The sequence below is a fragment of the Variovorax sp. Varisp53 genome, assembly GCF_059491555.1.
In genome coordinates, this window is the sequence record NZ_CP168512.1 from 771,465 (window position 1) to 784,762 (window position 13,298).

10 protein-coding genes are annotated in these 13,298 nt (G+C 62.9%); 8 read left to right on the forward strand and 2 right to left on the reverse strand.

Features of this window, described 5'->3' with window-relative positions; genetic code table 11:
• Positions 1–128 precede the first annotated feature (128 nt).
• Positions 129–599, reverse strand: a complete 471-nt coding sequence (locus tag ACEOAB_RS03475) for a hypothetical protein (RefSeq protein ID WP_413748964.1) — start codon at positions 597–599, stop codon at positions 129–131.
• Positions 596–1,630, reverse strand: a complete 1,035-nt coding sequence (locus tag ACEOAB_RS03480; protein ID WP_413748963.1) for a M35 family metalloendopeptidase — start codon at positions 1,628–1,630, stop codon at positions 596–598. The genes ACEOAB_RS03475 and ACEOAB_RS03480 overlap by 4 nt, the downstream gene beginning before the upstream one ends.
• 247 nt (positions 1,631–1,877) lie before the next feature.
• Between ACEOAB_RS03480 and ACEOAB_RS03485 the strand changes: the two genes are divergently transcribed.
• The 8 genes from ACEOAB_RS03485 (at position 1,878) to ACEOAB_RS03520 (ending at position 13,297) form a co-directional block, all read left to right on the forward strand.
• On the forward strand, positions 1,878–4,712 hold the full coding sequence (locus ACEOAB_RS03485; protein WP_495653827.1) for a type VI secretion system Vgr family protein: 2,835 nt from the start codon (positions 1,878–1,880) through the stop codon (positions 4,710–4,712).
• A gap of 50 nt (positions 4,713–4,762) precedes the next feature.
• Entirely contained in the window at positions 4,763–9,640 is a 4,878-nt protein-coding gene (locus tag ACEOAB_RS03490) for an RHS repeat-associated core domain-containing protein (RefSeq protein WP_413750036.1), read from the forward strand.
• Positions 9,641–9,643: 3 nt separating this feature from the next.
• Positions 9,644–10,027, forward strand: coding sequence for a hypothetical protein (locus tag ACEOAB_RS03495; protein WP_495653464.1), 384 nt, complete (start codon positions 9,644–9,646; stop codon positions 10,025–10,027).
• 223 nt (positions 10,028–10,250) lie between these two features.
• On the forward strand, positions 10,251–10,640 hold the full coding sequence (locus tag ACEOAB_RS03500; RefSeq protein ID WP_413750038.1) for a hypothetical protein: 390 nt from the start codon (positions 10,251–10,253) through the stop codon (positions 10,638–10,640).
• Positions 10,641–10,935: 295 nt separating this feature from the next.
• Complete coding sequence (locus tag ACEOAB_RS03505; protein ID WP_413750039.1) at positions 10,936–11,253, forward strand: hypothetical protein; 318 nt, start codon at positions 10,936–10,938, stop codon at positions 11,251–11,253.
• A 321-nt stretch (positions 11,254–11,574) separates the two neighbouring features.
• Positions 11,575–11,964 (forward strand): hypothetical protein, encoded by a 390-nt coding sequence (locus ACEOAB_RS03510; protein ID WP_413750040.1) that lies wholly within the window; start codon positions 11,575–11,577, stop codon positions 11,962–11,964.
• A gap of 150 nt (positions 11,965–12,114) precedes the next feature.
• A complete protein-coding gene (locus ACEOAB_RS03515) occupies positions 12,115–12,510 on the forward strand; it encodes a hypothetical protein (RefSeq protein WP_413750041.1) in 396 nt (131 codons plus the stop codon).
• A 151-nt stretch (positions 12,511–12,661) separates the two neighbouring features.
• Entirely contained in the window at positions 12,662–13,297 is a 636-nt protein-coding gene (locus tag ACEOAB_RS03520) for a 2-hydroxychromene-2-carboxylate isomerase (protein ID WP_413750042.1), read from the forward strand.
• Position 13,298 lies beyond the last annotated feature (1 nt).

Genomic DNA, 13,298 nt, shown 5'->3' on the forward strand with positions numbered 1-13,298 from the left:
CCGATCACGCAGGGGTGCGGGCAGAAAGAATTGCGTGCGGAAGCGGTCGATTCTCCGCCTTGAGCAGGTCGCCTTCGAGTTAGCCAAGGATTGCAGTCGAGGCCCAGACGACTCGTCGGCGCATCGAACTATTGCTGTCTGGGCGATGCCGAGGGGCCTTCAATCCCCTTGCAGCACGAGCGCGTCTTGGCGCATGTCGGTTGAACCGTCGCTTGCAAGACGTCCAGGCGCTCAGGGCGCTTTGTCGGTCGGGTCTCGAGTTCATCGACATGGGTTTCCACATCGAAAGAAGTCCCGGCGCTCAGGGTCTTCAGAAGACCGGTGATCTCGGCAAGCCGGCGATGTGCTTTTCTTGTTGAATCGGCATCGCCTTTGACGGCGACGGCAAAGATGTCGGCGCGGTAAATGCCGTGCGTCGCTCTGCTTGTGTCCTTCTGTTCGATGAACCAGTTTGTCAGGGAGATGATCTGCTCCGACCCAAGGTGCGTGCTTGCCGAGGGGAACCGTACTTCGCGTTCGAGTCCGCCGAAAGAGCAGGCGGCGGTCCATGCAGGAGCGAGGACGAAGGCGAGAGGGATGATGGCGTGGAGATATTTCATTCGGCCGTCTCGTGATTGATGCCCAAGATGTATGCGGCGATGCTGTCTGCGTTCACTCTTGCCTTGGCTCGGTTTCTTGCGTCTTTGACATTCAGTCTCGAGATCATTGTTCCGTACCACTCGTCGTTGGAACTGAAGGTGTCTTCGAAGTGAGTGATTTCGTGGATCAGTGTGAGCAGCCGGGAGTCTCCGTCTAGAACTTCACTCGTTTCGAAATGGGCCTTGTTGTCCCACGTCAAGGTACAAAAGTCGAGCCCAATCGCGATGGTATGAGTGGCGGTATCTGGCTTGCATACCGCCGCAGCGGTACCTGAAGCGCTACCCATGACGCATGTCGCCAGCTTGCCACCTTCTGTAAAGCGGACGAAGTTCTTGGCCTCCAAACTGTTCAGCACGCGCACGCATGCGGCCAAGCCTTTCTGCAGATACTCACGCGTGCTTTGATCGGCAATGCCAAACCACATCTTTGCGCGGGCCTGAGCCCCCTTGTCCCAGCGCTCCAATTCGGGGAGCCGCTTTTTCGTGATGTAGTCGACAGCCATATCGCGCAGTTTCATCGCCAAGGTAGCGAACTCCTTGTTCGTCATGTTCGGGCAGATGTTCTCGGTCTGCTCGGCCTCTGGGGGATGTGTGACGTTGTCGTCCACGGTTTTCTTGAAGGCGGCCATTTCAAGCCCGGAGCCCGCGGTCGGCGTCATGGCCAACGCGGTGATGCTCGGTATGACACCAGCCGCATGCCAGTCCCCATCGTCGTATATCGCCGATTGCTGGAGCACGGAAAGTATGGGCTGCGGCACCGGGCAATGACACACGACCACGTCTCCCTCCAGCGCAGCCTCCGATATGAATTGCGGGCGCCGTGGTCCTCCTGCCTTGGCGATGATGCCGACGCTGTTGCAGCCCTCGCAATAGGCCCTGCCGCCGATCAACGCGACCTGATGGCCGTGCATATCGAGCATCGGACCGTCATACGGCAGCACTCTGCCGCCAGGGGCCGGCGGATCGCCGACCACGAGAATTTTTCGATCCATTCGGTACACCCCGAGTTGATGACCGGGGAGGTGTACGTGGCCGAGATGGAAATCACTGTTGTCTATCGTTAAACGACCGGTCGTTTTTCACGGAGACGAGGCGCGGTGCTACTTTTGGGTGCTTACGCGAAGGCTGCAGCGCCTTACATAATCGAACAAAGCTCGCCCTGGTCCACAGCGGCGGTCATCTGCAGGGAGATCCCATGTCCATCCACGAAGGCGCGTGCGCACGCACGTCCTTGTCGCCATGACGCGGCGCGTCACCATCGCCACGCCGGCAGGCGATGCACTTCAGTTCCATCGTCTGGCCGGTCGCGAAGCACTCAGCCAGCCGTACACCTTCGACGTCGACCTGCTGGGCAGCCACAACGCCATCGACCCCAAGGCGCTGCTCGGGAAAAGCACCTCCGTCGCCATCGAGACGGAGCATGGCGACACGCGCCATCTCGGCGGCATCGTGACCAGCTTCGGGCTGTCTCAAGAAGACAGCCGACAGTCTTTCTACAAGATGCGGCTGCGCCCCTGGCTGTGGCTGGCAACGCGCAGAAGCGACTACCGGATCTTTCAGGACCAAACGGTTCCCGACATCGTGACGGCCGTGCTCGGGCGCTACGGCTATCCCATGGAGCAGAAGCTCAGCCGCAGTTACCGCGCCTGGGACTACTGCGTGCAGTACGGGGGGCCGACCGGCGGGGAAACGGACTTCGAGTTCGTCTCGCGCCTGTGCGAGCACGAGGGCATCTACTACTTCTTCCGCCACGAGGCCGGGCAGCACACGCTGGTCTTCGCCGACGACATCGCCAGTTCCCATGGCCCCTTGCCCGGCGGCGAAGAGCTTCGCTACCATCCCGACGAAAAGGCCGGCATGACCGGTGGCCTGGAGCCTGCCGAACGCGTCACCGAATGGATGCAGCACGAGAGCGTGCGCCCCGGCCGGCACCAGCGCCGCCACTATGACTTCGAGAAGCCCAAGGCCGACCTGACCACCCAGCGGCAGATGCCGCCCGGCCACGACCACGACGGTTTCGAGCAGTACGAATGGCCCGGCAACCACACCGAGCTCGTCGATGGCGAAACCTATGCGCGCGTGCGCAACGAAGAGCAACTGAGCGAGCGCAGCCGTGCGAGCGGACGCTCCAACCGGCGCGACCTGGCGCCGGGCTTCACCATGCGCCTGGCCAGCCATCCCCGCGCCGACCAGAACCAGCAGTACCTGCTGCTCGGCGTGGACTACGACCTCCAGGAAAACCTCCAGGCCAGCGAAGGCGCGAGCGCCTCCGAGGGGGGCTCCGTCCAGCGCTTTGCCTTCGACGTGCAGCCCACCACCTACGCATGGCGGCCGAAGCGCGCCACCGTCAAGCCGCGCACGCGGGGGCCCCAGACCGCTGTGGTTGTCGGCCCGGCCGGCGAGGAGATCTGGACCGACAGGTACGGGCGGATCAAGGTGCAGTTCTTCTGGGACCGCCTGGGCCAGCACAACGAGAACTCCAGCTGCTGGCTGCGCGTGTCGCTCGGCTGGGCCGGCTCGACCTTCGGCATGGCCGCATTGCCGCGCATCGGCCAGGAGGTGGTTGTCGATTTCCTCAACGGCGACCCGGACCACCCCATCGTCGTCGGCCGGGTGCACAACGCCGACGAGATGCCCGCCTGGCAGTTGCCCGAGCAGAAGCACCTGGCGGGCCTGCGCAGCCGCGAACTCAAGGGCGGCCAGAGCAACCACCTGGCGCTCGACGACACGAGCGGCAAGATCCAGGCGCAGCTCAAGAGCGACCATCAAAGCTCCAGCCTGAGCCTGGGCCACATCGGACGCATCGACGACACCGCGGGGCGCAAGGACGATCGGGGCCAGGGCTTCGAACTGCGCACCGATGGGCATGGAGCCATCCGGGCAAAGGCGGGCCTGCTCGTCACGACCGAGCCGCGGCCCAATGCCCAGGCCCACATCACCGACATGCGCGAGACGGTGGGCCGGCTGACGCAAGGCCGTGACCTTCACGAGAGCCTGGCGGAAGCGGCCAAGGGTGCCAAGGCACACGAGGCGGGCGACCAGGACGAAGTCGCCAAGGGCCTCAAGGAGCAGAACGATGCGATCAGGGGCAGCGGAGGCAACGCGGCGCAGGGCGAATTCCCCGAGTTCCAGGAGCCGCACCTGACGCTGGCGAGTCCGGCCGGCATCCAAGCCACGGCACAGGGCTCCACGCACATCGTGAGCGTCGAGCACACGGCCATCACCAGCGGGGCGCATGCCAGCTTTGCCACCGGCAACAGCTTCCTGGTGAGCGCCAAGGACGCGGTGCGCATAGTCGCCTTCAACAACGGCATCCGCATGGCGGCCGCGGCGGCCGACATCGACATCACGGCGCTGAAGGACAGCATCAACGTGTTGGCCAAGCTCAACGTCAAGTTGGAGGCCAACCGGATCACCATCACGGCGAAGGAAGAGGTTCTTATCAACGGCGGCTCCAGCTATACGCGCTGGAATTCCGGTGGCATCGAGAGCGGCACCAACGGCCTGTGGCGCGCGCATGCCGCGTCGCACTCGCTGGTGGGGCCGAAGAGCGACGGGCAGCCCCGGTTGCCCCAGCCGACGCAGCTGCCGCGGGGGCAGCTCGACCTGTATCACCAGTACGTGAAGGGCGACGGCGCCAAACGCATGGGCGTCAAGCAGGGCGACTACACGGTGGTGGACTCCGAGGGCGCGACGCACAGCGGCCAGCTCGACAGGAATGGTTTCGCGACGATGTCCGGTCTTCCTGTGGGGCAGGCCAAGGTGACCTTCGGCAAGGACCCGAGCGACCCGTGGGAGAAGGGCAGCTACTTTGGCGAGCCTGATCGGTGGCCTGCAAAGGCTGCGGTGGGCGCTGATGCCGTCGGTGCTGCAGGCGCTCCAGGCGGGGCCGCCGGCTTCGCGGCGCAGATCGGCGAGGTGGCCGGCACGGCGCGGCAGGCGCTCGGCGCGGTGCAGGCCATCCGGCAAGGGGGCGCCAAGGCGCTCCTGGGCCAGGCCGCCCCGGGCATCGTGCAGAGGCTGCCGGGCGCATCGGATCGAACGCCGGGCCGTACACCGGGCTTCGCCGGCTGAACGCAGCATCGCATCGACAACAAGACAAGCAATTTCGGGGAGAAGGAAAAATGGCAGGCGAGACGCCGCAACAGGATCGACTGGCCGAAGAGGAGCGCGAGCCGCAAGTGGCCGTCGCCCCGCTGAACACCATCGCGCAGGAGGACATCGGCAAGGGCGCAGCCAAGTTGGACGCATGGCTGCGAAGCATCAGCGACGGCTGGATCACGCTGGAGCGCCTGTCGACCGTGGCGGGCACCATTCCGGTGGTCGGCAACATCATGGCGCTCGCCGACGCGATCATGGACGTGGTTCGCATGATCCAGAAGAAGACCTGGAACCAGTTCCTGGAATGGGTCTCGCTGGTCATCAACGTGATCGGCGTCATTCCCTTCCCACCGACCATGGCAGCCGCACGCATGAGCTTGCGGCCCATGCTGGCGCTGATCAAGCAGAACATGGGGCGCGTGATCAAGGACCAGGCCGGACGCGCCTTCGCCAACGCGGGCGAGGCCATGGTCACGGTCGCAGTCGGCCACCTGAACGACACCATCGCGGGAGAGATCGACAAGTTCGTCGACGAAGCCATGGCGCTCCTCGACAGCATGCTGAAGGACTGTGCCGACATGGTGGATGCGATCGTGAATGCCCTGATCGACATCATGCAGCGCGGGCTTGGGGAGAAGCCGCTGCTGACGCTCACCCCACAGATGGAGAGGAAGACCTACGACCCCCACACCCAGACCACCATGGGCAGCCTGCTCGCCACGCTGAGCTCATGGGGCACTTCGGCAGGCAATGCCGCCAAGACCGGGATCAACTACGCCAGCAAGAAGGCATCCGGCCTCATTCCCGAGTGGGCGGTCGTGAAGGTCAGGGAGCACATGGCCAGCCTGGTCGACATCAAGCAGGTTGCCCGCAGCAAGCTGCAGGCGATGGCGAGCGAAGCCGAAAGAAACAGCATCAAGTCGCTGCTCAAGGCTCTGAAGAAGGCCCTGCTCAGGCGCAAGAACCGGAAGGGCGGACTCGTGAACCCGTCCACGGGTGGCCGGGTGGACAGCGACAGGGCGGGCGGCGAGGTGGGGTTGTCCGCGGCACAGGCCGGCCCTGGCGGCGATCCCGGCTGCAAGAACTGCCCTGTTTCGGCGGCAACGCCCCACGCCATCAGCTTCGCCATGGGCTGCGAGACTTTCACGCACGTCGACTTCGTGCTGGCCGCGCCGCTGCCCATCACCTGGGCGCGCACCTACCGCAGCAATCTCGGTGCGTTCGATCAAGGCAGCCTCGGCGCGCGCTGGCTCACGCCCTACAGCACCCGCGTGGACATCGCCGTTGCCACGCACGGCAAGCGCCGCGGGGAAAAGAGCCTGATCCATCACGGCGCCGACGGCCGCAGCCACGCGTACCCCTTGCTCGCCGTAGGGCAGAGCCACCGCGACCCCATCGAGGAAGTGACGCTCACCCGGCTGAGCGACACCCTCCTGGCGCTGGACTTCGGCAAGCCCATGCCGGCCGGCGCGCCCAGCGACTGGCGCGAGATCTACGAACTCGTCGACACCGTCGCCGCCAAGGCCGGGACGCAGGGCAAGCAGCACTTCCGCCTCGTGGCGCAGCATGCAAGCGATGGAACCGGCATCGGCCTGCGCTACGACCACGTGATTGCAGCCACCGGCGAGCAGGTGCTGAGCGACATCCTCAGCAAGCAGGGCGACGCCACGCTCGCCCATGTCGGCACCCGTCCCCATGCCCAAAGCGGACTCATCGAAAGCCTGTGGGAGATCAAGGAAGGCCAGGTCGTGCGCCAACTCGCGGCCTATGTCCACGATGCGCAAGACGACCTCGTCTCGGCCCGGGACGAGGACGGCGCAGCCTGGCACTACACCTACAGCCATCACCTCGTGACCCGCTACACCGACCGCACGGGGCGCGGCATGAACCTCGAATACGACGGCACCGGCGCCGACGCCAAGGCCGTGCGCGAGTGGAGCGACGACGGCAGCTTCGCGTTGAAGCTGGAATGGGACAAGAACATCCGGCTGACCTACGTGACCGACGCCCTCGGCGGTGAGACCTGGTACTACTACGACATCCTGGGCTACACCTACCGCATCATCCATCCCGATCAGCTGGAGGAGTGGTTCTACCGCGACGACGACAAGAACATCATTCGCCACATTCATACGGACGGCAGCGTCGACAGCTTCGTCTACGACGCCCATGGCAACCTGCAGGGCCACACCCGTGCTGATGGCGGTCGCATCCACTTCGAGCGCGACGCGCGTCACCGGGTGACGGGCATCCTCGATGCCGAGGGCGGTGTCTGGAGGCGAGACTACGACGACCAAGGACACCTCACCGAAGAAATCGACCCGCTCGGGAACAGGACCGAATACGCCTACGACAAGGCCGGGCGCCCCGTGCGCATCACCGATGCCAAGGGCGGTGTGAAGACGCTGGCCTACACGCCCGCGGGCCAACTGGCCAGCCACACCGACTGCTCGGGCAAGACCACCCAGTGGGCCTACGACGGCCGGGGCCGATTGACCAAGGCCACCGACGCGCTCGGGCAGGCGACGCGGTACCGGTACAGCGAAGCGGCGCAGGCCGAGATGCCGGGCAGCGCCAGCCACCCAGGCCAGCTCGAAGAGATCGTCCGTCCCGACAACACCAGCGAGCACTTCGTGCACGACGCCGAGGGCCGCTTGCTCGCGCACACCGACGCGCTCGGGCGCCGCACGAGCTACAGCTACACCCGCGCCGGCCTCGTCGCCGGCCGCACCGACGCTGCGGGCCGTACGCTCAAGTACGGCTGGGACCTGCTGGGCCGCCTGAGCGAGCTGCACAACGAGAACGGCAGCCGCTACGACTTCCGCTACGACCCGGTCGGCAGGCTGCTCGAGGAGACCGGCTTCGACCGCAAGTCCACGCAGTACCGCTACGACGAAACCAGCGGCGTGCTGGCCGAGGTCGTCGAAGCCGGGCACCGCACCGAGCTGGAGTTCGACCCGCTGGGCCGCCTGAGCGAGCGCAAGGCCGGGGAGCAGTCCGAACGCTTCGCGTACGACGGCAACGGACGCCTGATCGAAGCCACGAACAGCGATGCCCGGCTGCAATGGTTCTACGACCGCGCGGGCAACCTCGTGCGCGAGCATCAGCATTACCTGGACGAGAAGCACACGGCCGTGTGGCAGCACGGCTACGACGAGCTCAACCAGCGCGTGACCACCATCCGCCCCGACGGCCACATCACCCAATGGCTCACCTACGGCTCGGGCCACGTGCACGGGCTGCTGGTCGACGGGCAGGACATCCTGGGCTTCGAGCGTGACGACCTGCACCGCGAGGTTGGGCGTGAGCAAGGCAACGGGCTGACGCAGAAGCTGCACTACGACCTTGCCGGCAGGCTGCTGGAACAGCAGATCTCGCAGACCAGGGCTGGCGCGGTCGACGCCGTCGGCATTCGCCGCAGCTACGCATACGACAAGGCCGGACAGTTGACGGCCATCGGCGACAGCCGGCGCGGCAACCTGAGCTACCGCTACGACCCGGTGGGGCGATTGCTCGAAGCCAACAGCCGATTGGGCCGCGAGACCTTCGCCTTCGATCCGGCGGGGAATATCGGCAACCCTTCCGACGTCGATGCCAACGCGCAGGCAGCAGGCCGCATCACCACCCGCGTCGCCGTTCGCCTCGACGATCAAGGCCGCAGCATGGCCGGGCGGTTGATGGACAACCTGCTCAAGAGCTACGCCGGCACCTTCTATTCGTGGGACGAGCGCGGCAACCTGGTGGAGCGTGCCCGCAATGGGGAAACGACCGCCTTCACGTGGGACGGCTACAACCGCATGCGCAGCGCGACCACCTACGGCAAGACAACGACCTTCAGCTACGACGCACTGGGCCGGCGCATCGCCAAGCGTACAAGCGATGCAGTGACGTTGTTCGGCTGGGACGGCGACACGCTGGCCTTCGAGAGCACGCAGAGCACCGAGGGGCAGCAGGAGCTGCAGGCCTGGCGCGGCGACAGCGTGCACTACATCCACGAGCCCGGCTCGTTCGTGCCGCTGTTGCAGATCCGGCAGGCCCATGCTGTCGAACTGAGCGAGACGACGGACGTGAAGGCGCTGATGGCTGGCAACGGCGGGCGCTACGACATCGAGCAGGACCCGCTATGGAACGGGCAGCAGCAGAGAACGCCGGAGGCCTTCGCGAAGGAAGAGATCGCGTTCTACCAGTGCGACCACCTGGGCACGCCGCAGGAATTGACGGACCATGAGGGGCGCATTGCCTGGTCGGCGAGCTACAAGGCGTGGGGTGAAGCCAAGCAGGCGATCAGCGAGGCGGGCAGGAAGGCGGGGTTCAGGAATCCGGTTCGGTTCCAGGGGCAGTATTGGGATGAGGAGACGGGGCTGCACTACAACCGGTATCGGTACTACGACCCGGTGGCGGGGAGGTTTGTATCAAAGGATCCTATTGGGTTAGAGGGCGGCATCAACCTCCATCAGTACGCGCCCAATCCGATCGAATGGATTGATCCGTTTGGCTTGACCGGCAACCGGGCTAACCGGCGTGCAGGGAGGATCCTGCAGGACATGGACGCTCAAGGAGGCGGCCATGCGTATTCACGGCATGGGGCCCAAACCACCATGCAGCAGCAGGAGCACCGGGCGCGGACTGGCATCCCACCCGACAATCCGTGTCCGAAGCGGCCGCGCCCAGTTGACTCAACCCGCTTTTTAAGCCATGTTGACCAACTTGACGCCATTCAGCGCGCGACCCAGAAAATGAACCAAACTGGAGCAAATGAAGCGACAGTCGATATGGGGCGTGTGGTCGGCGAGGGATATAGGGCCGGTGGTGGCTGCCCTGAAACCACCACACAAGCGACCGTTTTCCGAGGATCGAACGGAAAAATTCGAACGGCATTTCCACAACTTCCGACGCCCTAAGCCATGCAAGTTTTTCCCGACTACATCTCCAAGTTGAACTACTACTTGCACGTCATGAGCGATGACGAATTGGATGATTTCTATATCAACGACCTCGAATGCCGCGCCAAGCTGTTTGATGCAATGAAGACTGAATTCGATCGCTTCGGGCCGGAGAGTCAACAAAGGACGCTAGATGCCATTGGGTTCATCCTGTCATCGGGCGACATCGAAAAGTACTGGCGCGCGGTGGTGCCTCATGAGGTACCCCTAGATGAAGTGGAAGACAAGCCGGGCTACTTGCGATCGCTCTACGAAAAGCTAACAGGGCGTACGCCGTCGCCAAGAGACTTCGGCTCCGATGTGGAAATAGTTTATGGGCGTCACAGCATTGATGTTCGCCTTTAATACACGGATCGCGTCCATGGTTCGGTGTTTCTGAGACCTACGGGCTCAGGCCAGTTGTGTCGTGAAGACCTCGAGGCTGCCAAATGGCAGCAGGCCGCATCACCACCCGCGTCGCCGTTCGCCTCGACGGTCAAGGCCGCAGCACTTCCGCTACGACGCGCTGGGCCGGCGCATTGCCAAGCGATCCGGGGACGAGGCTACGCTGTTCGGCTGGGACGGCGACATGCTGGCCTTCGAGAGCACGCAGAGCACCGAGGGGCAGCAGGAGTGGGCGTGGCGCGGCGACAGCGTGCACTACATCCACGAGCCCGGCTCGTTCGTGCCGCTGCTGCAGATCCGGCAGGCTCATGCTGTCGAACTGAGCGGGACGACGGACGTGAAGGCGCTGATGGCCGGCAACGGCGGGCGCTACGACATCGAGCAGGACCCGCTATGGAACGGGCAGCAGCAGAGAACGCCGGAGGCCTTCGCGAAGGAAGAGATTGCGTTCTACCAGTGCAATCACCCGGGCACGCCGCATGGCTCGATCCACTGGGCTTGTCTGGAAAACCTCTTCCTGCTCCAACAAAGGTCAATTGAATTGGCGGCAATGAAATTGACAATCACCGTCTAAAGGATGCGGAAAAAAGATTTGCCCCTCCTCGAATATCCGTCTTGCACAGTTGCTGCCCATGCGACGCAGCTCAGCAGACGAGAGATAACTTCCCCAAAGCTACAGGCCTACCGAAGGCAGCCGAAACTGTTGTATCGGGCACTGCAGGGGGCATTAGAAATGCCGGCTTCGATGTCATTGAAGATCCAGCAAATAAACTCTCCATTCACGCCCGGATTATTCATCCCAATGGTATGGACGGCTTTAGCGATGAAAATCTTAAAAGCCTTTCTGAGGCGCTAGGAGAAACCACAAGATGTCCGCGATAGTAAAGTTTTTTCTCAAAAACCCTGAGAAAAAGAAGATGGGCGAGATCGTTGTGATATCTCGAGAAAACATGCTCTTGCTCGGCAATTTTTTGCCTACCACGGAGTTTCAACCTTGCGAAGAATTGTTTCGAGAGTTTGAGTGTGCAGTAAATGATCAGCTATTTAAAGAGGTAGAGCGTCTGGAGGAGGCTATCCAGGGGCTTAATTTTTATCTAACGGATTCACCATTGGATGAGAATATATTCGAAATAGAAGATCTTCAAATCATGAAAGATGGAGTGAGTTTTCGATTGAGATCAAGTTAGTCTTGATGTGCCAAACTCAAATGAAGATGTCAAGAAAGATGACTGAGGATTGGCTGAGATAGCGACACACTGGCCTTCGAGAGCGTGTGTAGCACCGAGGGCCGGTGGGAGTGCTTCCGTTGCGAGGAAGGAATAGGCCATGAATCGAGCTGAGAATTGAAATGAAATTCTCATATCGGATAAGCAAGTATCTCTACTTGGATGCCAGCGGCTCCTTGCGCTCTGGTGACAATGAGTGGACCAGTTTTCATGATGTTCGCGCCGCTGTTGCAGATCAGGCAGGGGCGGGCAATTGCATTGAGCGAGACGAGGCCCTAATTCATGCAGATCTTCCTCGACTACATCCATGAGATGTACTACTACTTGCTATCCATGAGCGATGACGATCTCGATGATTTCTATATCAACGACGAGAGTTGCCGCGCCAAGCTGTTTGACGCAATGAAAGCCGACTTCGATACCTACGGTCCTGTGAGCAAGCAACGGGTTCTGGAGGCCATCGAATTTCTCCTGTCATCGGGTGATCCCGAACGATACTGGCGCGCTGTGGTGCCGCATGCAGTGCCACTTGATGAGGTCGAAGACAAGCCGGGCTACCTGCGCGCGCTCTACGAGAAGTTGGCGGGGCGTGAGCCGCTGCTACGAGACTTCGACTCGGATGTGGAATTGGTCGATGCCATCGGGCCGCACGGCATCGATGTCAGGCAATAGAAGTCAAACGCGCAAAAATCGGCGGAGTCGAAGACCAGTCCCCCACACACGGCAAGACAACGACCTTCAGCGACGACGCGCTGGGCCGGCGCATCACCAAGCGCACAAGCGACGCAGTGACGTTGTTCCGTTGGGACGGCGACTCGATCCATGACGACACAAAAATTTCCTCGCTACATCCACAAGATGTACCGCCACCTGCTCGCCATGGGCGATGACGAACTCGATGAGTTCCACATCAACGAAGAGCCTTGTCGCGCCAAGCTGTTCGATGCAATGAAGGTGGACTTCGATAGCTTCGGCCCAGTGAGCAAGCAAAGGGTTCTGGAAGCCCTGGAGTACATCTGGTCGTCTGGTCAGATCGGGAAGCTCTGGGGTTGGGTAGTGCCGCAAGCAGTGGACCTCGATGAAGTTGAGGACAAGCCTGCCTACTTGTGTGCCCTGTACAAAAAGCTGTCTGGCCACGAGCCGCCCCAAAGAGACTTCGGCCCGGATGTGGAGCTGGTCAAGAGCGCAGGCCCGCGCGGCGTCGACGTGCGCGAGTAGTTCTTCCGTTGCGGCCAAGAAACAAAAAACCGCCTGTCACCCAGCCGCTGAAGCTGGGTTGCCGGTAGCTTTGTATCCACGCGCCCCGACCCCAAGGAGAAAAGGGTAGAGCGCGCGACGGCACCGCCCCTGCGCTGCAGATAATCGAAACATGATCGCGCTCGATTGCTACTACAGCCTCTCCTCCCCCTGGGCCTACCTCGGCGGCCCGCAACTGCAGGACATCGTGCGCCGCCACCACGTGCGGCTCACGCTCAAACCATACGACTTCCAGGCCGTGGTGCCGCAGACCGGCGGCATTCCGCTGAAGACCCGGCCGGAGCCGCGCCGCACGTATCACGCGCTCGAGCTGGCGCGCTGGAGCGAGTACCTCGGCATGCCGCTGAACCTGGCGCCCGCGCACTACCCCAAGGGCGCGTCGAGCGACCCGAACTGGAACAAGTATCCGGGCTGGATGGTGATTGCCGCGCAGCTGCAGGGGCTCGACGCGCAGCCGCTGTCGCACGCGCTGCTGCGCGCGCTGTGGGCCGAGGAGCGCGACACCTCCCAGGCGGAAGTTCGCATCGCGGTGGCCGACGAGAGCGGCTACGACGGCGCCTCGCTGCAGGCGCTGGAGCAGGCGGCCGAGACGCTGGCGGCCTATCGTGCCAACAGCGCGGAGGCGGTGGAGGCGGGTGTGTTCGGCGCACCGACCTTCATCCTGAACGGCGAGCGCTTCTGGGGGCAGGACCGGCTGGCGTTTCTCGATCGGGCATTGGACAAACTGCGCCAAGCCAGCGGCGGATAAT